19 protein-coding genes are annotated in these 19585 nt (G+C 70.8%); 8 read left to right on the top strand and 11 right to left on the bottom strand.

Annotation, left to right across the window (positions count from 1 at the left end; genetic code table 11):
* Window positions 1–95: 95 nt before the first annotated feature.
* Entirely contained in the window at window positions 96–1325 is a 1230-nt protein-coding gene (ilvA, locus tag ABZY45_RS09155; RefSeq protein ID WP_356737685.1) for a threonine ammonia-lyase, read from the bottom strand.
* 157 nt (window positions 1326–1482) lie between these two features.
* Here ilvA and ABZY45_RS09150 point away from each other — a divergent pair, with 157 nt between their 5' ends.
* Together ABZY45_RS09150 and ABZY45_RS09145 are read left to right on the top strand one after the other, a co-directional pair.
* Complete coding sequence (locus ABZY45_RS09150) at window positions 1483–2013, top strand: MarR family transcriptional regulator (RefSeq protein WP_356737683.1); 531 nt, start codon at window positions 1483–1485, stop codon at window positions 2011–2013.
* Window positions 2014–2092: 79 nt separating this feature from the next.
* Window positions 2093–2284 carry a DUF1059 domain-containing protein gene (locus ABZY45_RS09145; protein WP_356737681.1) on the top strand — a complete coding sequence of 64 codons (192 nt, stop codon included), beginning with the start codon at window positions 2093–2095 and terminating at the stop codon, window positions 2282–2284.
* A gap of 49 nt (window positions 2285–2333) precedes the next feature.
* Here the strand turns inward: ABZY45_RS09145 and ABZY45_RS09140 are convergent, their stop codons facing one another.
* Window positions 2334–3479, bottom strand: coding sequence for a cystathionine gamma-synthase (locus tag ABZY45_RS09140; protein WP_356737679.1), 1146 nt, complete (start codon window positions 3477–3479; stop codon window positions 2334–2336).
* Between the two features lie 79 nt (window positions 3480–3558).
* On the opposite strand from ABZY45_RS09140, the gene ABZY45_RS09135 reads away from it, so the two are divergent.
* The 3 genes from ABZY45_RS09135 (at window position 3559) to msrA (ending at window position 5680) form a co-directional block, all read left to right on the top strand.
* Window positions 3559–4662 carry a hypothetical protein gene (locus tag ABZY45_RS09135; RefSeq protein ID WP_356737677.1) on the top strand — a complete coding sequence of 368 codons (1104 nt, stop codon included), beginning with the start codon at window positions 3559–3561 and terminating at the stop codon, window positions 4660–4662.
* Window positions 4663–4702: 40 nt separating this feature from the next.
* Complete coding sequence (locus ABZY45_RS09130; protein ID WP_356737675.1) at window positions 4703–4900, top strand: hypothetical protein; 198 nt, start codon at window positions 4703–4705, stop codon at window positions 4898–4900.
* Between the two features lie 69 nt (window positions 4901–4969).
* Window positions 4970–5680 carry a peptide-methionine (S)-S-oxide reductase MsrA gene (gene msrA, locus ABZY45_RS09125; RefSeq protein WP_356737673.1) on the top strand — a complete coding sequence of 237 codons (711 nt, stop codon included), beginning with the start codon at window positions 4970–4972 and terminating at the stop codon, window positions 5678–5680.
* A gap of 91 nt (window positions 5681–5771) precedes the next feature.
* On the opposite strand, the gene ABZY45_RS09120 is transcribed toward msrA, so the two are convergent.
* Window positions 5772–6149, bottom strand: coding sequence for a helix-turn-helix transcriptional regulator (locus ABZY45_RS09120; RefSeq protein WP_356737671.1), 378 nt, complete (start codon window positions 6147–6149; stop codon window positions 5772–5774).
* 106 nt (window positions 6150–6255) lie between these two features.
* Entirely contained in the window at window positions 6256–7185 is a 930-nt protein-coding gene (locus tag ABZY45_RS09115) for an NAD(P)-binding domain-containing protein (protein WP_356737669.1), read from the bottom strand.
* A gap of 83 nt (window positions 7186–7268) precedes the next feature.
* Here ABZY45_RS09115 and ABZY45_RS09110 point away from each other — a divergent pair, with 83 nt between their 5' ends.
* A complete protein-coding gene (locus ABZY45_RS09110; RefSeq protein ID WP_356737667.1) occupies window positions 7269–7640 on the top strand; it encodes a helix-turn-helix domain-containing protein in 372 nt (123 codons plus the stop codon).
* A 161-nt stretch (window positions 7641–7801) separates the two neighbouring features.
* On the opposite strand, the gene ABZY45_RS09105 is transcribed toward ABZY45_RS09110, so the two are convergent.
* On the bottom strand, window positions 7802–9259 hold the full coding sequence (locus tag ABZY45_RS09105; RefSeq protein WP_356737665.1) for an RICIN domain-containing protein: 1458 nt from the start codon (window positions 9257–9259) through the stop codon (window positions 7802–7804).
* Between the two features lie 46 nt (window positions 9260–9305).
* Window positions 9306–10739: a pectinesterase family protein gene (locus ABZY45_RS09100; protein ID WP_356737663.1), complete on the bottom strand. Its 1434-nt coding sequence runs from the start codon at window positions 10737–10739 to the stop codon at window positions 9306–9308.
* A gap of 290 nt (window positions 10740–11029) precedes the next feature.
* On the opposite strand from ABZY45_RS09100, the gene ABZY45_RS09095 reads away from it, so the two are divergent.
* The gene (locus ABZY45_RS09095; protein ID WP_356737661.1) at window positions 11030–13189 is read left to right on the top strand and encodes a sigma-70 family RNA polymerase sigma factor; all 2160 of its coding nucleotides are present in this window, start codon (window positions 11030–11032) and stop codon (window positions 13187–13189) included.
* Window positions 13190–13276: 87 nt separating this feature from the next.
* Here ABZY45_RS09095 and gdhA read toward each other — a convergent pair whose 3' ends face one another.
* From gdhA to ABZY45_RS09070, 5 genes are all read right to left on the bottom strand, one after another.
* The gene (gdhA, locus tag ABZY45_RS09090) at window positions 13277–14662 is read right to left on the bottom strand and encodes an NADP-specific glutamate dehydrogenase (protein WP_356737659.1); all 1386 of its coding nucleotides are present in this window, start codon (window positions 14660–14662) and stop codon (window positions 13277–13279) included.
* Window positions 14663–14956: 294 nt separating this feature from the next.
* Window positions 14957–15640, bottom strand: coding sequence for an ABC transporter ATP-binding protein (locus tag ABZY45_RS09085; protein ID WP_356737657.1), 684 nt, complete (start codon window positions 15638–15640; stop codon window positions 14957–14959).
* A 47-nt stretch (window positions 15641–15687) separates the two neighbouring features.
* Window positions 15688–17139: an ABC transporter permease gene (locus tag ABZY45_RS09080; protein ID WP_356737655.1), complete on the bottom strand. Its 1452-nt coding sequence runs from the start codon at window positions 17137–17139 to the stop codon at window positions 15688–15690.
* Window positions 17140–17279: 140 nt separating this feature from the next.
* Entirely contained in the window at window positions 17280–18545 is a 1266-nt protein-coding gene (locus ABZY45_RS09075; protein ID WP_356737653.1) for an Ig-like domain-containing protein, read from the bottom strand.
* A gap of 181 nt (window positions 18546–18726) precedes the next feature.
* Complete coding sequence (locus tag ABZY45_RS09070) at window positions 18727–19128, bottom strand: hypothetical protein (protein ID WP_356737651.1); 402 nt, start codon at window positions 19126–19128, stop codon at window positions 18727–18729.
* 108 nt (window positions 19129–19236) lie between these two features.
* On the opposite strand from ABZY45_RS09070, the gene ABZY45_RS09065 reads away from it, so the two are divergent.
* Window positions 19237–19557, top strand: a complete 321-nt coding sequence (locus ABZY45_RS09065; protein WP_356737649.1) for a hypothetical protein — start codon at window positions 19237–19239, stop codon at window positions 19555–19557.
* Window positions 19558–19585: the final 28 nt, after the last annotated feature.

Raw genomic sequence — 19585 nt, 5'->3', positions numbered from 1 at the left:
GGCGTCGCGCCGCTCGCGCACCGCACGGCGGTGCACGCTATGGGGATACGGGGCGGCCCACAACCGGTTTTGCGCCCGGGCCGCCGTTCCTTTCCTCAGGCCCTCACGGTGTAGCCGGCCTGCCGCAGCGCGGCGGCGACCTCCTCGCAGTGCTCCGGCCCCTTGGTCTCCAGGTGGAGTTCCACCTCGGCCTCGGTGAGCCCGAGCCGGGGGTCGGTCCGCACGTGCTGGATGTCGAGCACGTTGGCGTCGGCGACGGACAGGGTGGCGAGCATCGCGGCCAGCGCGCCCGGCCGGTCGGTGAGCCGGAGCCGCAGGCTCAGGTAGCGGCCCGCCGCGACCATGCCGTGCGTCAGGATGCGCTGTATCAGCAGGGGGTCCACGTTGCCGCCCGACAGCACGGCGACGACGGGCCCGCGGAACGCCTTCGGATCACTCAGCAGTGCGGCGACGGGGCTCGCCCCGGCCGGCTCCACGACCATCTTCGCCCGCTCCAGGCACAGCAGCAGCGCGCTGGACAGCTCGTCCTCGGTGACCGTGCGGACCTCGTCCACCAGCTCCTGGACCAGCGGGAACGTGAGGTCGCCGGGGCGCCCCACCTTGATCCCGTCGGCCATGGTCTGCACCGAGTCCAGCGCCACGGGATGCCCGGTCGCCAGGGAGGGCGGGAAGGCCGCCGCACCCGCCGCCTGGACCCCGACGATCCTGACGTCGGGGCGCAGTGCCTTCACCGCCACGGCGATGCCGGCCGCGAGCCCGCCCCCGCCGACGCCCACCACGATCGTGCGTACCTCGGGGCACTGTTCCAGGATCTCCAGGCCCACCGTGCCCTGTCCCGCGATGATGTCCGGGTGGTCGAAGGGGTGGATGAAGACGGCGCCGGTCTGCTCCGCGTACTCCTGGGCGGCGGCGAGCGTCTCGTCCACCACGTGCCCGTGCAGCCGCACCTCGGCCCCGTACTCGCGCGTCGCGGCGACCTTGGGCAGGGGCGCGCCTACCGGCATGAAGACCGTGGAGCGTACGCCGAGTAGTGACGATGCCAGTGCTACACCCTGCGCATGGTTTCCGGCACTCGCGGCCACGACTCCGGCCGCGCGCTCGACGGGGCTGAGGCCCGAGATCCGTACGTACGCGCCCCGCAGTTTGAAGGAGCCGGTGCGCTGGAGGTTCTCGCACTTGAGGTGGACCGGGGCGCCGACGAGTGAGCTCAGATGACGACTGCCCTCCATTCCGGTCGTTCTGGCCACCCCCGACAACATCTTCTGCGCCCCCCGGACGTCGTCGAGGATGAGCGGAGGAAAGGGGCCTGACGTACGGAAGGTCATGACGGCAAGTCTTGCAGCTCGGAGCGGGCGGGACCGTCGCATCTCATGGCGGCCTGCGGTGGTGTCCATAGGTTTGTGCAGCGCTGGTACACGTTGCCCCGTGGCCGCGTACTCTGTCCCCCACCCATCCGACACCGCACGAAGAGAGCCCCCGGCCATGCCCCCTCAGGACATGACGACTGCTGCGTCTCCTTCCGGGGGCGCGACCCCCGGACATCCGGGAACGGACCACCTTCTCGATGCACTCCAGCACCAGGTGGCCGTCTTCGCCCGCCGTGCCGAGCAGACCCGCCTCGGCGGGGTCGGCCAGGTCCGCAACTCGATGGACCGGGCCGCCTATCTGCTGCTCAACCGGCTCGACGTGGAAGGCCCGATGGGCGTCAAGGCCCTGGCCGCGGGCATGGGGATCGACTCCTCCACGGTGACCCGGCAGGTCGCGCCGCTCGTCGACACCGGACTGGTCAAGCGCACCTCCCACCCGGAGGACGGGCGCGCCGTGGTGCTCCAGCTGTCGCCGCGCGGTCAGGCCCGCCTGGAGGAGGTCCGCGCCTCACGCCGTGAGCTGATGTCCCAGGTGACCGGTGACTGGAGCGAGGACGAGCGCGACACGTTCTGCGCCCTGCTGACCCGCTTCAACGCCTCCCTGGCCGCGCGGCAGGCCGCGCACCAGCCGGCGCAGGAGAACTGAGGGTTTTCCCGGCCGGTCCGCCCGGCCGTTCGGATCTACCCTGGAAGGGCCTGCACTCGCGAGAGCCGAGGAGGCCGTGATGACACGCAAGATCGCAGACTGCCGCAAGTATCCGAGCGTCTCCCACTGCTCACTCGCCATTTCGGGTGAGGAGGACGAGGTCGTCCGGGCCGCCGCCGAACACGCGGTCTCGGTGCACGAGCACACCGACAGCCCGGAACTGCGCGAACAGATCCGGGGCATGCTGGAGGACGAGAAGGTCGCTGTCTGAACCTCACGCCGTACGGCGGCCGGGACGCCGTCCCGGCCGCCGAGCCGTGTCAGCCGAGCGCCTGCGTGAGGTCGGCCAGCAGGTCGTCCGCGTTCTCGATGCCGACGGAGAGGCGGACGAGGTCGGCCGGGACCTCCAGCGGGGAGCCCGCCGCGGAGGCGTGCGTCATGCGGCCGGGGTGCTCCAGGAGCGACTCCACGCCTCCGAGGGACTCACCGAGCGTGAACAGCCGGGCGCGGTTGCAGACCTCGACCGCCGCCTCCTCACCGCCGGCGACCCGGAAGGACACCATCCCGCCGAAGGCCTTCATCTGCTTCGCGGCGATCTCGTGCCCGGGGTGCTCCGGGAGCCCCGGGTAGAGGACCTGGGTCACCTTGGGGTGCCGGGTCAGCAGGTCGGCGACCTTCGCGGCGTTCTCGTCGTGGCGGTCCATGCGGACGGCGAGGGTCTTGATCCCGCGCAGCACCAGCCACGCGTCGAACGGTCCGGCGACGGCGCCCATCGCGTTCTGGTGGTACGCGAGTTCCTCGGCGAGCGCCGGGTCGCTGACGACGAGCGCGCCGCCCACGACGTCCGAGTGGCCGCCCATGTACTTGGTGGTGGAGTGCACCACGACGTCGGCGCCGAGCGAGAGGGGCTGCTGAAGGTAGGGGCTGGCGAAGGTGTTGTCGACGACGAGCCGGGCGCCCGCCTGCCGGGCCACGTCGGCGACGGCCGCGATGTCCGTGATGCCGAGCAGCGGGTTCGAGGGGGTCTCGACCCAGACGGCCTTGGTACGGGGGGTGATCGCCGCCCGCACCGCGCTCACGTCCGAGGTGTCGGCGACCGAGAACTCGACGCCCCAGCGCGAGGCGACCTTCGCGAACAGCCGGAACGTGCCGCCGTAGGCGTCGTTCGGGATGACCACGTGGTCGCCGGGCGTGAGGAGCGTCCGCAGGAGGCAGTCCTCCGCCGCGAGGCCGGACGCGAAGGCGAGCCCGCGACGGCCGCCTTCCAGTGCCGCCAGGTTCTCCTCCAGGGCGGTGCGCGTCGGGTTCGCGCTGCGGCTGTACTCGTAGCCGCCGCGCAGCCCGCCTACGCCGTCCTGCTTGTACGTGGACACCTGGTAGATCGGCGGGACCACGGCGCCGGTGAGGGGATCCGCCGTGTTGCCGGCGTGGATCGCGAGGGTCTCGAAGCTGTGCTGGTCGCTCATGCGGCCCGAGCGTAGTTGGTCGAGCGGGTGGTTACGGGCCACTCGCCGCTCCGTCACGCCTCCGGGGACAATGGACCGCATGGAGATTCTGTGGTTCCTGCTCGCCGTGTGCATGCTCGTCGCCGTCGTGGGTCCCGTCCTGCTGCGACGCCGCGGCGGAATCCGGCAGGTCGCGCCCGGTTCACCCGACGCCGCCGACCCGGACACGTACGGTTTCGCGCGCCAGGAGGAGCTGGACGTCCGGATGCCCGGCCCCGACCAGGACCTCCTGGACGTCCTGGACGTGGTCCAGGCCACCCAGAGCTGGAAGGCCGCCTCGCAACTGCTCGCGGGCACGCCCAAGGAGAGTGAGATCCGCTGGCAGCGTGTGCAGGCGTTCGCCGGTGCGGCCTCCATCGAGCTGTCCCGGCGGCCCGGTGAGGGCGGGGCGTGGCTTCGGGCGTGGCGGGCCGAGGCCCCGAAGGACGCGGGCGCCGCGGCCGTGCACGCGGAGTTCCTGGTGCAACAGGCCTGGCGGACCGGCACCGTGGGCACGGACGACTTCCGGATCATCCTGGAGGAGGCGCGTACGGTCTGCGGCGAGGCGGCCCTGCTCGCCCCGGGCGACCCCGTGCCGTACATCGTGGAGCTGGCCGTCGCCCGCGGACTGGGCTACTCCCACGAGCAGTTCGACCAGGTGTGGGCGAAGATCATCGACCGTGCCCCCGCGCACATGGGCGCGCACATCGCGGCGCTGCACTTCTGGTGCGAGAAGTGGCACGGCTCGCGCGAGGAGGCCGAGCGCTTCGCGACGACGGCGGCGGCCCGTGCCCCGCGGGGTTCGCTGCTCGCCGCCCTGCCGCTGTTCGCCGTGTACGAGCACCTGCCCGAGGTCAATCTGGTGCAGGGCTTCTACCGCGGCGCCGTCGTGACGAAGGCGGTCGAGGGCGCGCTGTTCGCGGTGCACGCGGCCCGCGCGGACGACCCGATGCTCGCGCACGTGCGGCACCTGCTGGTGATGTTCCTCGTCCGCATGGAGCGCTGGTCCGAGGCCATGCACCAGCTCGTCCACATCGACGGCCACGTGGGCGCCCTGCCCTGGACCCAGAACCCCGACCCGGCCGCCGAGTACACGGTGTACCGTGCGCTGGCCGTAGCGGGGTACGAGGCCAATGGCGGCAGCCCCGCGACCCTGCCCCACTGACCGGCTCGCCCGCTCTCCCCCGGATTGGACAGGCACCCCGATGGCACGACTGATCCCGCTGATCCTGATAGGCCTCGCCGTCTTCTTCTGGCTGCGGGCGCGCAGGAAGACGGCCGCCTACATGGCCTCCTACGAGAACCCGGCCGGCGCGCACCGCGAACCCCCCGCCGGAGCGCCCGGCGAGCACCGCGAACCCCCGGCCGGCGAGCGCCGCGATCCTCCGGCGCCCGCCGCCTGAGGCCGTGGAATCCACGGCACCCTCGCGGTGTTGTACCGAGCGAACCCCGACCCCCGGAGGAGCCACCGCATGTTCCTGACCAACCGCACCCCGCAGCTCCCCACCCCGGAGGAGGCCCTGCGAGGCCGCCCCACCCCCGAATTCTCGGTGCCGTCGCGCCACACGGTCCTCGGCAACCCGCTGACCGGCCCGTATCCGCAGGGTCTGGAGGTCGCCGACTTCGCGCTGGGCTGTTTCTGGGGCGCCGAGCGCAAGTTCTGGCAGACCGAGGGCGTCTGGACGACGCTCGTCGGCTACCAGGGCGGTTACACGGAGAACCCGTCGTACGAGGAGACCTGCTCGGGCCTGACGGGCCACACGGAGGCGGTCCGCGTGGTGTTCGACCCGAGGATCGTGAGCTACGCGGAGCTGCTCAAGCTCTTCTGGGAGTCCCACAACCCGACCCAGGGCTTCCGCCAGGGCAACGACGTGGGCACGCAGTACCGCTCGGCGCTGTACACCCACTCCGCCGAGCAGGCGGAGGCCGCGGAGGCGTCCCGGGAGGCGTACCAGCAGGTGCTCACGGGCGCCGGCTTCGGCACGATCACCACGGAGATCCTCCCGGCCGAGGGCCGCACGTTCTGGCCCGCGGAGGCCTACCACCAGCAGTATCTCGACAAGAACCCCGACGGCTACTGCGGCATCGGGGGCACGGGAGCCACGCTGGAGTCCCCCTCGGAGACGAACTGGGGCCGCGCCTGCCCGACAGGCATCGCTCCTGCTCCGACCGCCTCGCAGTGATCAGGCGCGAGCCGGCCGGCTGACCTTCCGGGCGGTGGGGGCGCTCAGGCCGGGGAGTGAGGTGCGCCCCGCTCGCCCACGCCTGCGGGGGTCAGGCTGCCAGCCGCACCTCGCCCGTCGAGGCCCGGACCGAAGACGTACGGAAGCCGGAGCTGCGGCGGGCGAGCTCTCCCTGGGCCAGGGAGAGCACGTCGGCCAGGCCGAGCCCGAGTGAGCGGGCCGCCGCCGCGAGCACCTCGGACGATGCCTCCTTGCGGCCGCGCTCGACCTCGGAGAGGTACGGCACGGAGATCCGTGCGGCCTCGGCCACGTCCTTGAGGGTCCGCTCCTGCGCGAGCCGCTCGCGGCGCAGGACATCTCCGACGACGTCCCGCCAGAGCGGCTCTCTGGCGGCGGGGCCAGGGCCCGGTGCCGCGGGGACGGGACGCAGAGGGATGACGCGGGCCCGGTTCGGTACGTGGCTGCTCATCGCTCCAGCCTAGGAGCGGTGCGCCCGGCGTGGGTGGGGAATCCGCTCCGCGCCGGGCGGATCTGCTGTCGGCAGAACGGTCTTCGTCCTGGCGTCTGAGGACGCGTCACGAGGCCGGGTCGGGTCGGCGCGGCGCGCGGATGCCGTCGATGATGCGCGTCCAGTTGTCGCCTCCGTGTCCGTCGTCGATCGCGCGCCGGTAGTGGGTCTGCACCGCCAGCGGGAGCGCGAGATCCAGGCCGAGCGACCTGCTGGCCTCGACGATGTGGTCGGCCGTCGCACCCATCATCGTGACGGTGCTGAGGTCGCCGGGGTGTTCCCCGGCGTCCAGCGCGGAGCCGGGGCTGTCTTCGCCGGCCCGCAGGATGTCACTGGTCGTGTCGGCCGTGGAGAGCAACTCGGGCAGCACCTCCCGCGCCTTCATCCCTGCGGCCCCCAGCATCGCGGTGGCGTGCATCAGTCCGGACAGCGTGGTGAGGAAGACGGTGAGCTGCGCCTGGTACATCAGCTGGGCGAGGCCCGGGTCCTCGCCCAGGTACCTGGGTGTGCCGAGCACGGCCAGGGCCCCCTGGTGGGTGCGCATCGTCTCGCCGGGGCCGCTGTAGTAGACGTAGGCGGCCTCGGTGCCGACCATCGGCGCGGGGACCATGACACCTCCGGTGAGGAAGGTGGCACCGTGGCCCACCGCCCAGGCGGCCGCCTCCCGGGTCCGCTCGGGGGTGTCGGAGCTCAGGTTGACCAGGGTCCGGCCGGCGAGCGATCCGGTGGCACCGCCGAGGATGTCGTACATCGCCTGGTAGTCGGTGAGGCTGAGCAGCACGAGGTCACTCTTCTCGATCGCCTCGCCGGGTGTCGCCGCGAGCGTCGCGCCTTCGGCGACGAGGCCGTCGGCCCGCGCCGGCGTGCGGTTCCAGAGGGTGACTCGGTGGCCGGCGGCGAGAAGCGTGCGCGTCATCGCCTGGCCCATCGGGCCGAGCCCGATCACGGTGACAGCGTCGCTGCCCTGACTGGTGGTGAGGTTCTGTGGCTCGTTCACCCCTCCATGCTCGGAGAGCGTCACTATTCTCGGAAGTACCCACTATTTACTGCGGTACTTACCATCCAGTTAGGGGATCACCGATGGCCAAGGCGCCGAGATGCGGGCCCTACATCTGCGGCATCGACGCTGCGCTCGATGTGGTGAGCGGCAAGTGGAAGGGACTGATCCTCTGGGAACTCGACGCCCATCGGGTGCGCCGCTTCAGTGAGTTGCGCCGAGGCCTGGCGGGAGTGAGCGAGAAGATGCTGACGCAGCACCTGCGCGAGATGGAGGAGGACGGCCTCGTCCACCGGGAGGTGTACGCCGAGGTGCCGCCGCGGGTCGAGTACTCCCTGACCGAGCACGGGCGCACGCTCAATCAGGCCCTGGTGCCGCTCGGGGTGTGGGGGACCGAGCGCAGGCGTCGCGAACAGCTCGAAACGGTCGATGTGGCCGGTACCTCCCACGCCTGAGCTCGCCGCACTCCGGCCCCGGTGAACGCCCCGAGGGCCTCACCGACGGGCAGCGGGCCCGGCACAAGCCACGGGCCCGGTACGGACACGCTCTGTTCCGTACCGGGCCGGTGCGGCAGCGGCAGCGGCAGCGGCAGCGGCAGGCAGCTGCCGCCGACGGCTCAGCCGCCGATGGTGCTCTGCGGGCCGGCGTACTGCTTGAGCAGGGCGGGGAGGTCCGCGGCCGGGTCCAGGGTGTAGCTGTAGTGGTCACCGGGCTTGAACGTCGTCCCGTTGGTCTGCTGCTTGCCGGTGCAGGAGACGCAGATGCTGCCGGTCTGGGTGAGGGACGCGGCGGTGGTGTCGGGGTAGTACGGGTTGGCGACGTTCTGGTAGTAGCTGTTCTCGATGACGGTTCTGGACGCACCGCGCGAGAGGTTTCCGTACGAGGTCACGTTCTGCATGTAGTTGTTGTAGAGGTGGGCGTACGCGACGTTGTCGATGCTGGGGTTGCGCTGGTTGGTGTCGTGGATCCAGTTGTGGTGGATGGTCATCCGGGCGGTGACGTTGTCCGTCCAGCCGATGCCGAAGGCCTTGTTCTGCTCGCCCATGACGTTCCAGGAGACGGTCAGGTAGCTGGTGTCCTTGCGGCTGTCGATGAGCCCGTCGTTCATCCGCTCGATGCGGTTGTGGTCGATCCAGATGTGGTCGGCGGTGTCCATCTGGATGCCGTCGTAGTCGTAGTCCTTGTCGTCGGGGTCGTCCTCGGTCATCCGGGTGTCGCGGATGGTGAGGTTGCGGATGATGACGTTGTGGATGCCGGTGCCGAGGAAGAAGCCTCCGCCGACGATCTGACCCGAGGTACCGACGCCGACGATCGTCTTGTCGGACTTGACCGGTATCTCGTGACCGTACGGGCTGACGGTGATCGCGGCGGCCACCTTGATCACGTAGGGCGCGGCGGCGGTGGCGTACTTCACCAGGTCCGCGTAGTTCGTGACGGTGACACTCGAGCCGGAGGCGCCGCCCGTGGTGCCGCCCCCGGTGGACGCGAAGCCGTCGGCCTTGTCGGACCAGGTCCGCCCGGAGACGGGCTTGAAGGCCCACTGCTTGTTGCTGTTGGCGGTGCACGTCTCCTGGATGATCGCGGCGCCATTGGCCGTGGAGGCGTCCTTGAGGCTCATGCACAGACCGCTGTTCACGCTGACGACCTGGAACGTGTCCGTCCCGCTCGCCGTCAGCGTCCACTGCTGGTTCGTCTGACTGGCGCACCCCCACTGCTGGAGCTGCACCCCGCTCACCCTCGAACCACCCGGCACATCCACGCACTTACCACTGCTCCGGTTGACCAGCCGGTACCTCCCCGACCCGTCAGCCGTCAACGTGAACTGCTGCCACGCCGCACCCTCCGTACAACCCCACTGCTGCAACGACGCACCGTTCGCCGACGACGCCCCCGGCACGTCGACACACTTGCCGCTCTTCTTCACCGCCAGCTGATAGACACCCCCCGCCGAGGGCAGCGTCGCAGCCCCTGCCGGTGACAGCAGTCCGCCGGCCAGCACTCCGCCGACGGCCAGGAGCAGTGCCGTCAGCATGGCTCCGAGCCGGAATTTCCGCCTGTTCCTGTGTTCACGCATGTGTGCTCGTTCCTCTCTCGTACGTGTGCGGGTCGTGTGCGCCGGGTCAGCGCACGGGGTTCCAGCGGTCCGATCCGGCCAGGTACTTCTGCGGGGTGTAGTCAGCGGCCTGCGCGTCCGTCAGCTGCGGGCGGTTGCCGTTGACGGTGGCTCCGGCGCCGGTGTTGCGGTACTCGGAGAACCTGGCGTTCTTCCAGGAGTTGGTGGACATGTCCGTCCACGGCTGAGCGGTGGCCAGCGCCGAGGAGAGCGACGACTCGCGGTACAGCACCTGGGCGTCCGCACGCCACGGGCGCCCGAGCTGGGTCGTGTTCGAAACCGCTCCCGTGATCGTCGACCGGTAGAAGAGGAAGCCGTACGTCTTCTCGGCGGGGGTGCTGGCCGCGGTGATCGGGCCGCCGGTGCTGCGCTTCTCGTGGATCGTGCAGGCGTGGAAGACGGCGGTCCCGCCGCCGTAGACGAAGTCCACGGTGCCTTCGACGTACGAGTCCACGATGTAGGCGCGCGCCTTGTTGTTGACCAGGAAGGTGTCCTGGTCGCCGAGGAGCCGTACGTCGTCGAGGACCGCCCTGTCCGCGTCGAGGTAGAGGGCGAGGGCCTGGTCCCCGGTGTCGGAGGTGTTCTCGTCGAAGTCGTTGGACAGCGTGAGGTTGGTGGCGACGAAGTCGTGGCCCAGGGCGACGACGGTGGAGGAGCCCGCGGTGCCGTAGTCGCCCGCGTTGCGGTTGTTGACGATCACGACGTCGTCCGGTGAGTCGCCGAGGCCCTTCAGGCTGATGAAGGGTTTGTCGGCCGGGACGGTGACCTGCTCACGGTAGGTGCCGGGCTTGACGGTGATGGTGACGCGGCTCGCGTTCCCGCTGCCGACGGCGTTCACCGCTGCCTGCACGGTCCGGTAGGTGCCGGTGCCGTCGGCGGCGACGGTGGCCGGACCGGTGGTCCCGACGGGCTTGAAGGCCCACTGCTTGTTGCTGTTGGCGGTGCACGTCTCCTGGATGATCGCGGCACCACTGGCCGTCGAGGCGTCCTTGAGACTCATGCACAGACCGCTGTTCACGCTGACGACCTGGAACGTGTCCGTCCCGCTCGCCGTCAAGGTCCACTGCTGATTCGCCTGCGCCGCACACCCCCACTGCTGGAGCTGCACCCCGCTCACCCTCGAACCACCGGGCACATCCACGCACTTACCACTGCTCCGGTTGACCAGCCGGTACTTCCCCGACCCGTCAGCCGTCAACGTGAACTGCTGCCACGCCGCACCCTCCGTACAACCCCACTGCTGCAACAACGCACCGTTCGCCGACGACGCCCCGGGGACGTCGACGCACTTCCCGCTCTTCTTCACCGCCAACTGATAGACACCCCCCGCCGAGGGCAGCGTCGCAGCCCCTGCCGGAGCAGCCAGCCCACCGGCCAGGACACCCCCCAGCACGATCGCGACGGCCGGCGCGCGCCGCCCTCTGTTCGGTTTCTCGGTCATCGTTCGCTCCTTCGGATGGGCCGGACGGTGCGGTGTTGTGAGCCGCAGTGCCCAGGTAGATGCGTGGGGCGGGTGTGGATGACAGAAATCCCGCAGAAACTTTTCCGCGACGGGGATCCGGGGCCGGCGGGGCGGGTGCGCCGCGGGTGGCGGATGTGGTGGAAGGGACAACTTCTTTACGGGCCCCGGCCCTTGTGCCACGATGCCTGCCTCTGGGCCCCGGGTCGGGAGGTCCACGTCAGCAGTGACCCCGGTGACCGGCCCCGAAGCGAGTGAGGAGCCGTGGCGGGATGACGGACAGCGGGACCGGCCGAGCGGTGCGCGACACGCCGGGGCTGGTCGGTGACGCCCGGAGGGGCGACACACGGGCCTTGGAGGAACTCCTCGCCGCGCACCTGCCGTTGGTATACGGAATCGTCGGGCGAGCCCTCAACGGTCACGCGGATGTGGACGATCTCGTGCAGGAGGTCATGCTGCGGATCGTCCGCGCGCTCCCCTCACTGCGCGAGCCGGAGCGGTTCCGTTCGTGGGCGGTGGCCATCGCCTACCGGGAGGTGCAGCAGTACCAGCGGCGCGCGGCCCGCGACCGCTTCCACGGGCACGAGGTGGAGAACGTCGCGGACCCGCTCACCGACTTCGCCGAACGCACCGTGGCCGAGCTCGAACTGTCGGGCCAGCGCCGGGACCTGGCCCTCGCGGCCCGGTGGCTGGACGAGGACGACCGGCGGCTGCTGGCCCTGTGGTGGGAGGAGGAGGCGGGCCGCATCGCCCGTGCCGACGTCGCCCACGCCATCGGCCTGAACGCCCGGCACACCGCCGTACGGGTACGGCGCATGAAGCTGCGGCTGGAGGACGCCCGTACGGTGGTCCGCGCTCTGGCCGCCACACCCCGCTGTCCCGGACTGGCCGATGCCACGCACGGCTGGGACGGGGGCACGGGCGCGCTCTGGCGCAAGCGGCTCACCCGCCATGTACGCGACTGCCCGCAGTGCGGGGCGCAGGGGACCGGTCTGGTCGCCCCGGAGAAGCTGCTGCCGGGGCTCGGTCTGCTGCCGGTGCCCGGAGGGCTGGCGGAGGGGGTACGCCACACCGCGGAGGCGGCCTCCCTGCTCGGGCAGACGGCCACCGGCCGGGTCCACGACCTGCTGCACCACCTCACGGCCAAGTCCGTCGCGGCGTCGGCCGCGGCGCTCGTGGCGGCCGGGGCTCTGACCTATCCCGTGTGGCACTCCCCCGCCCCCTCTCCGCGTGCGGCAACCCCCGCCGTGAGCCGCCCCGCTCAGCCGGCGGTCACCGCCCCCGCAGAGCCCTCCCGGAAGCCCACCGCCACGGCATCGGCGTCGCCGTCCGCCGCCCCGACGGCGCGCGCCGAGCGCCGTACGGGCACGGCGATAGGGGTGACCAGCGCCGACATCTACCTCGCGCCCGACGGTTCGGACGCCGGGGACGGCAGCCGGGCCCGCCCCTTCGCCACGCTGGCCAAGGCGGCGTCCGTCGTCCGCCCCGGCCAGACGATCGCGCTGCGCGGCGGGACCTACCGGCCCTCCGAGGGGGTCTCCCTCACGACCGACGGCACACCGGAACGGCGCATCACCCTCAGCAACTACCGGGGCGAGCGGCCCGTCATCGACGCCGCAGGGCTGCCGGCCTCCTCCTGGGCGGTCACGCAGGAGGCCGACAACTGGACGGTGCAGGGCCTGGAGATCCGGGGCTCGGCAAGCCACGCCTACGTCTGCCGAGGCTGCCGGAACACCGTCTTCCGCGGTCTGTCCCTCCACGACAACGCCGAGTCCGGGCTCACCCTGCGGGACGCGGGCACCGAGAACAACACCGTGCTGGACAGCGACTTCTATGCCAACGGCCCCGGCCGGGCGGGCGGAGTCGGCCTCGCGGTCAAGTTCGGTTCGGGCGGCGGGAACACGGTGAGCGGCTGCCGCGCGTACGGCAACGGGGCCGACGGGATCGACCTGGGCGGTTTCACCAGCCCGGTGACGGTGCGCGCCACCTGGTCCTACCGCAACGGCAACGGGTTCACCCTCGGCGGCGGCCACACCTCGGCCTCCGTCGCCCATGTGCTCGTCGACGACGCGGCCTGGGACAACACCGGGCACGGCTTCAACGACGAGGGAAATCCGGGCGCGGTCCGCCTCACCCGCAACACCGCCTTCCGCAACGGCACGAACTTCCATCTGCCCACCGCCGCCGCCGTGCTGAGCTCCAACGCGGCGGTCGACAGCGGCGACGGGCCGGACACCGTGCTCGCCGAGTCCTCCCGGTCCGACGGCAACACCTGGGACGGCGACGGCGGTGGCGCGTCGATGTTCGCCACCACCGACCCGTCCACCGCCGAGGGCGCGCGTCCGGCCGACGCGACGTTGCCCCGTACCGCCTTCCTCACCCCGTCCGGCTCCGCGCCGGGCGCCCGGATGACCCCCGCCGCCGCGTCCTGACCCGCGTCGGCGGGCGCGGGCCGGGTCGGAAGGCAGCGGGAGGGGGCGGACGGCGGGGCAGGACCGGACGGCGACGAGCGCAGGAGGTCAGATCAGACCCTGCGCCAGCATCGCGTCGGCGACGATCTCGAAGCCCGCGATGTTCGCGCCCACCACGTAGTTGCCGGGGCTGCCGTACTTCTCGGCGGTCGTGTGGCAGGAGTCGTGGATGTGGCGCATGATCTGCGCGAGCCGCTCCTCGGTGTGGGCGAAGGTCCAGGAGTCGCGGGACGCGTTCTGCTGCATCTCCAGGGCGCTGGTGGCGACGCCGCCCGCGTTGGCCGCCTTGCCGGGCGCGAAGGCCACGCCGGCCTCCTGGAGGACATGGACGGCCGCGGGGGTGGTGGGCATGTTGGCGCCCTCGGCGACGGCCTTCACCCCGTTGCGTACGAGGCTGAGCGCGTCGGCCTCGTGGAGTTCGTTCTGGGTGGCGCAGGGCAGGGCCACGTCCACCGGGACGTTCCAGACACCGGTGCCGGCGACATGGCGCACATGGTCGCCGCGGCGCTCGGCGTACTCGGAGATCCGGCCGCGGCCGGTCTCCTTGATCTCCTTGAGCAGGGCGAGGTCGATGCCCTTCTCGTCCACGACGTAACCGCCCGAGTCGGAGCAGGTCACGACGGTCGCGCCGAGCTGCTGGGCCTTCTCGATCGCGTAGATGGCCACGTTGCCGGAGCCCGACACGGCGACGCGCTGGCCGTCGAGCGACTCGCCGCGCACGCGCAGCATCTCGGCGGTGAAGAGCACGCAGCCGTATCCGGTCGCCTCGGTACGCGCCTGGGCTCCGCCCCAGCCCAGCCCCTTGCCGGTGAGCACGCCGGACTCGTAGCGGTTGGTGATCCGCTTGTACTGGCCGAAGAGGTAGCCGATCTCCCGGCCGCCGACGCCGATGTCACCGGCGGGCACGTCGGTGTACTCGCCCAGGTGGCGGTGGAGTTCCGTCATGAACGACTGGCAGAAGCGCATGACCTCGGCGTCGGAGCGGCCCTTGGGGTCGAAGTCGGCCCCGCCCTTGCCGCCGCCGATCGGCATGCCGGTGAGGGCGTTCTTGAAGATCTGCTCGAAGCCGAGGAACTTCACGATGCCGAGGTTGACCGAGGGGTGGAAGCGCAGCCCGCCCTTGTAGGGGCCGAGCGAGCTGGAGAACTCGACGCGGAAGCCACGGTTGACGTGGATGTCGCCGGCGTCGTCCGCCCACGGCACCCGGAAGATGAGCTGGCGCTCGGGCTCGCAGATCCGCTCGATGATCCGGGCGTCCACGAACTCCGGCCGCTGGGCCAGCACGGGGCCGAGGGTTTCGAGGACCTCGCGCACCGCCTGATGGAATTCGCCCTCGCCCTGGTTGCGCCGCAGGATCTCGGCGTAGAGCGGCTCGATGACCCGGCTCGCGGCGGTGTTCGGGGTGAGGGAGAGGGAGTCGGACCTGGCCGGCATCTGATCAAGACCTTCCGTGGGTGGGATCGTGCCCTTCGGCGCTCCCTGTCCCCGGAGGCGCCACCCGGTCCGTGCGGACCGTTGCACCCGGCAAGTCTCCCAGCACGGCCCCGGACGGTGCGGGCGACATCCGCGCAGTGGACGCGCTTGTTCACCACGTCCGTGGGGATCCACGCGCCCGTTCGCCCGCTCCCGCCGGGGTGGGCGGGCCTCACCGCCCCGCGCGGCGGGGGCGCCCGGGTGGCGAACCTCACAGCCGGGGAGGGAAGGCCGTGAGGTCCGCGCCGCCGTGGTTCAGGCCGCCGCGTTCTCCGTGACGGTGACCTTGCCCTTGCGGATGGTCGCCACCCTCGGGGCCTTGCGGGCGAGTGAGCTGTCGTGAGTGACCATCACGAAGGTGAGGCCGTGCTCCTTCCACAGCCCGTCCAGGAGTTCCATGATCTCGTCGCGCATGGACTCGTCGAGGTTGCCGGTCGGTTCGTCGGCGAGCAGCACCTTCGGCCGCTTCACCAGTGCCCTGGCGATCGCGACGCGCTGCTGCTGGCCGCCGGACATCTCGCTGGGCAGATGGGTGGGCCGGTCACCGAGGCCGACCGACTCCAGGGCTTCGGCGGCACGCTCCCGGCGGGCCTTCGCACCGATGCCGAGCGGGACGAGCGCCGTCTCGACGTTCTCCTGCGCGGTGAGCGTCGGGATCAGGTTGAAGCTCTGGAAGACGAATCCGATGGACTCGGCCCGGACCTTGGTGAGCCGGGACTCGGGGAGCGTGGCCAGGTCGACACCGTCGAGCTCGATGGTGCCCGCGGTGGGCCGGTCCAGTCCGCCGAGCATCTGCAGGAGCGTGGACTTGCCCCCGCCGGTGGGGCCCTGGATGACGAGGCGTCCGCCGTCCTCGATGGTCAGGTCGACGCCCGCGAGCGCGTCGACGGGGGTCTTGCCGCGCATGTAGCGCTTGGTGACGCCCTTGAGCTGGTACACGTGTGGACTCCTGCTGTACGTACGGAGGGGAGGGGGCGGGGCGTGTGTCAGGCGACGCGGCGCAGGGCGTCGGCCGGCCGCAGCCGGGAGGCCCGCCAGCCGCCGAAGGCTCCCGCGATCAGTCCGCCCGCGACCGCCAGGCCGACGGCGACGAGGATCGTGCTGAGGGAGACCGGCGCGGTCAGGGCGATGTCGAGGGTCTTGGCCGCGGTCTGGCGGCCGGGGCCGCCTCCGCCCATCGGGCCGCCGCCCGTACCGCCGCCTCCGCCGCCCGTGGAGCCGAGCTGGGCGGTGAGGGTGGGGCTGATGGCGGTCACGGCGTAGGCGCCCGCGAGACCGATGGCGATGCCGAGGACGCCGCCCATCAGCCCGTTGACGAGGGCCTCGCCGACGACCTGGCGGGTGACGCGTCCGCTCTTCCAGCCGAGGGCCTTGAGGGTGCCGAACTCCCGGACCCGGCGGCTGACCGCGGAGGAGGTGAGCAGGCCGGCGACGAGGAACGCGGCGACCAGGACGGCGATGGAGAGCCACTTGCCGACGCTCGACGCCAGGTCGGAGGCGGTGGAGAGCGAGCCGGAGACCGTGTCGGCGAGATCGGCGGAGGTGGTGACCGTCGTGCCGGAGATGTTCTTCTGGATGGCGGCCTTGACGGTGTCGATCTGCTGCGAGTCGGCGGCCTGGACGTAGACCGTGGTGATCTTGTCCTTGGAGTCGGCCAGGGTCTGCGCCTGCTTGAGCGGGACGTACACGTTGGCCGCGGCGTCACCGCTGTCGGCGGTGGAGACGCCCACGATCGTGTACTTCGTGCCGGAGATGGTGACGGTCTCGCCGACCGCGAGTTCCTTCTCCTCGGCGTAGGCCGAGTCGACGACCGCCACCTTCGCGTCGGTCTCGGAGGCCTTGAACGTACGGCCCTTGGTGATCTTGGAGGAGGTCAGCGGGCCGAGGCCCTGCCGGGTGACGTCGGTGCCGTACACGGTGAAGGAGTTGACGTCGAAGGACGCGCCGCCGCCGCGGACCTCACCCTGCGGCTGGCCGCCGCCGGGTCCGCCGCCCTGACCGGCGCTCTCGTCCTGCTTGAACTCGCCGCGGGTGAACTGCCCGTCGACCTTCATGACGGTCAGACTGAGCCCGCCGACCGCGTCCGCGACACCGGCCTGCTCGCCGACCTCGCCGACGGTGCTGGACGCCAGCGTCTGGAAGCCCTGGACCATGACCCGGTCGGTGCTCTGGGTCTCGTCCTCGTCGTCCTGGGCGTCGAACTCGAAGCGGGGCCGCTCGTTGCCGCCGGAGCCCTGGGCTGCCGCGGCCTTGGTCACCGTCATGTCGGTGCCCAGGCCGTACAGCGACTGGAGGACCTTGTCCTGGGCCTTGCTCATGCCCGAGGAGACGGAGCTGACGATGATGACCAGCGCAATACCGAGGGCGAGCCCCGAGGCGACGACGAGCGCCGCCTTTCTGCGGCGGCGCAACTCGCGCCGGAGGTAGGTGAAGAACATGGCGCGAACATATGGACCGGGCGTGATGAGGAGTTGAGTGCCCGATGAGAGCCGTATGAGAACGCGTACGCGGAAGGCGGCGGCACCCGGGTCGTACGGGTGCCGCCGCCTTCGGGCGGGGAGGGGGACCGGCTACGGGATCAGGAGCCGGCCGTCCACTCCGACCAGCTCATGTTCCAGCCGTTGAGGCCGTTGTCCGGGGCGATGGTCTTGTCCGGGGAGTTCTTGACGATGACCACGTCGCCGATCATGGAGTTGTCGTACAGCCAGGCGGCGGGGGTGTTGGGGTCGTCCGCGCCCTTGGTGTCGGAGAGGCCGACACAGCCGTGGCTGGTGTTCGCGCTGCCGAAGATCGACTTGGCGCCCCAGTAGTTGCCGTGGATGAAGGTGCCCGACGTGGACAGCCGCATGGCGTGCGGCACGTCCTTGATGTCGTACTCCCCCTTGCCGTCGTCGTCCGTGAAGCCGACGGTCGCACCGTCCATGCGGGTCTCCTTGAACTTCTCGGAGATCACCATCTGGCCGTTGTACGTCGGGTTCTCGGAGGATCCGGCGGAGATCGGGATGGTCTTGACCGTCTTGCCGTCACGGGTGACGGTCATGGTGTGCGCCTTGGCGTCCACGGTCGAGACCTGGTTGCGGCCGATCTTGAAGGTGACCGTCTTCTGCTGCACACCCACGACGCCGTCGGCGCCCTCGACGCCGTCCAGCGCCAGCTTCAGCGTGACGGTGGAGCCGCCCTGCCAGTAGTCCTCGGGGCGCAGGTCGAAGCGCTGGTTGTTGAACCAGTGGCCGACGACTTCCTGACCGCTGCTCGACGTCACGGTGATGCCGTCCTGGACGGCCTGCTTGTTCGTGATCGCCTTGTTGAAGTTGATCGAGACGGGCATGCCCACGCCGACGGTGGAACCGTCCTCGGGGGTGAAGTTCCCGATGAAGCTGTTCTCGGGCGAGACCGTGGTGAAGGAGCTGTTGGCGTGCGCCTCACGGCCGTCCGAGTCGGCGGCGGTGGCGCTGATCCTGTACGTCGTCGAACGCTCCAGCTGGCCGCTGGGCTTCCAGCTGGAACCGTCGGCGGCCAGGGTGCCCTCGACGGCGTCACCGGCCGACGTGGTCATGGTGACCTCGGTCAGCTTGCCCTTGGCGACGGTGACGATGGCGGCGTTGTTGATGCTCGCGTTGGTGGCACCGTTCTTCGGCGCGATCGTTATCTGCGCCTGCGAGGCGTCCTTGGCGGCCGCTTCGTCCACCTGCGCCTGTGACGTCTTCGAGCTGTCGGCACTCGCGCCCGCGTTCGTACCGCCGTCGTCGCTGCAGGCCGAAAGCACCAGAACGCCGCCGAGCAGTGCGGACGCGGCCATAAGGCCCCTGCGCCGCTTGCTGTCCGTCATCACACGCTTCTCCATCGTTGCCGATTCCCCAAGATCCCCGGACAGGGTCGCCCGACGGCGATTCCCCGTCAATGTTCCAAGAACACCCTGACCGGGTGTTCCGTTCCACATCCGGCGTGGATGTGGGGAACACCACTGATCGACGCACCCACGGGCGCGCCGGTTCCCGTCACCCCTGAGGAGGGCCCCAAGGGCGTCAGCGTTCCGCTTTCCCGCCGCCTTCTTCGTCGTCGGTCTCATTGTCCTCGATCCCGTAGTACTCCTCGTCGCCGTCCTCTCCGGCTGCCCAGTCCTCGGCGTCGGGGTCGTAGTCGATGGTCTCGCTGCTCCAGGAGGCCTGGGCGAGCTCGACGCCGGGCACCTGGCTGATCAGGTCGAACGGGTCGATCAGCGAGGCGAGGGCCTCCGCTCCGTCTTCCCTGACGGTCTCCTCGGCATGCGTGCGTTCCTCGGCCGACTCGTCGGCGGAGGCTCCGTCGGCGGTGAAGTCGGCGGCGATGCTTTCCAGTGCGGTTCCGGTCAGGGCGTCCGCGTCGCTGATCTCCAGCACCATCTCCACGCGAAGCCGAACAAATGAGGGTGTCTCCGAAGTGCTCATAGGCCGGAGCGTAAGGCCCCCGGGACCTGTGGGTTTCCACCGACCCGCTGCTTTGCTTAGCATCGGCCCGGGGGGCTAACTGATGGCTGTCGCAAGGGGATCGATTCTGTGTCCATCGCTCGTCGCACGCTGCTGACCACCACAGCGGCAGGCACCCTGCTCTGCGCTCTCTGGTTCGTCCCCTCCGCGAAGGCGACCGACGGAAGGGCCCCGCAGAGCAGTTCCACCGGCACGGCCGCCGGTACGACCGACCAGGCCCGACAGGCCTCCGCCACACGGGAGTTCACCTCGGGCGAGAGGCTCGCCGACACCGGGGCGGGCTTCGACACGACGCCGTACCTCGTCGGCGGCACGGTCTCGCTCTGCGTCGGTGCGGGGTTCGTCGCGTTCTCGATGCGCCGGGGCACCGTACCGGGCACCGGTTTCTGAGCGGCGGAAGGGCTGTCGCGTCCCCCCG

This window comes from Streptomyces sp. NPDC006516 (genome assembly GCF_040611875.1).
GTDB lineage: Bacteria > Actinomycetota > Actinomycetes > Streptomycetales > Streptomycetaceae > Streptomyces.
The sequence above is the reverse complement of the archived record's forward strand: the minus strand, read 5'-3'. Positions and strand labels throughout refer to the sequence as shown.

What these genes read in the sequence shown, in the direction of transcription:
- ilvA (WP_356737685.1), bottom strand. Translation starts at nt 1,325, where the DNA reads ATGACCTTCCGTACGTCAGGCCCCTTTCCTCCGCTCATCCTCGACGAC.
- ABZY45_RS09150 (WP_356737683.1), top strand. Translation starts at nt 1,483, where the DNA reads ATGCCCCCTCAGGACATGACGACTGCTGCGTCTCCTTCCGGGGGCGCG.
- ABZY45_RS09145 (WP_356737681.1), top strand. Translation starts at nt 2,093, where the DNA reads ATGACACGCAAGATCGCAGACTGCCGCAAGTATCCGAGCGTCTCCCAC.
- ABZY45_RS09140 (WP_356737679.1), bottom strand. Translation starts at nt 3,479, where the DNA reads ATGAGCGACCAGCACAGCTTCGAGACCCTCGCGATCCACGCCGGCAAC.
- ABZY45_RS09135 (WP_356737677.1), top strand. Translation starts at nt 3,559, where the DNA reads ATGGAGATTCTGTGGTTCCTGCTCGCCGTGTGCATGCTCGTCGCCGTC.
- ABZY45_RS09130 (WP_356737675.1), top strand. Translation starts at nt 4,703, where the DNA reads ATGGCACGACTGATCCCGCTGATCCTGATAGGCCTCGCCGTCTTCTTC.
- msrA (WP_356737673.1), top strand. Translation starts at nt 4,970, where the DNA reads ATGTTCCTGACCAACCGCACCCCGCAGCTCCCCACCCCGGAGGAGGCC.
- ABZY45_RS09120 (WP_356737671.1), bottom strand. Translation starts at nt 6,149, where the DNA reads ATGAGCAGCCACGTACCGAACCGGGCCCGCGTCATCCCTCTGCGTCCC.
- ABZY45_RS09110 (WP_356737667.1), top strand. Translation starts at nt 7,269, where the DNA reads ATGGCCAAGGCGCCGAGATGCGGGCCCTACATCTGCGGCATCGACGCT.
- ABZY45_RS09105 (WP_356737665.1), bottom strand. Translation starts at nt 9,259, where the DNA reads ATGCGTGAACACAGGAACAGGCGGAAATTCCGGCTCGGAGCCATGCTG.
- ABZY45_RS09100 (WP_356737663.1), bottom strand. Translation starts at nt 10,739, where the DNA reads ATGACCGAGAAACCGAACAGAGGGCGGCGCGCGCCGGCCGTCGCGATC.
- ABZY45_RS09095 (WP_356737661.1), top strand. Translation starts at nt 11,030, where the DNA reads ATGACGGACAGCGGGACCGGCCGAGCGGTGCGCGACACGCCGGGGCTG.
- gdhA (WP_356737659.1), bottom strand. Translation starts at nt 14,662, where the DNA reads ATGCCGGCCAGGTCCGACTCCCTCTCCCTCACCCCGAACACCGCCGCG.
- ABZY45_RS09080 (WP_356737655.1), bottom strand. Translation starts at nt 17,139, where the DNA reads ATGTTCTTCACCTACCTCCGGCGCGAGTTGCGCCGCCGCAGAAAGGCG.
- ABZY45_RS09075 (WP_356737653.1), bottom strand. Translation starts at nt 18,545, where the DNA reads ATGGAGAAGCGTGTGATGACGGACAGCAAGCGGCGCAGGGGCCTTATG.
- ABZY45_RS09070 (WP_356737651.1), bottom strand. Translation starts at nt 19,128, where the DNA reads ATGAGCACTTCGGAGACACCCTCATTTGTTCGGCTTCGCGTGGAGATG.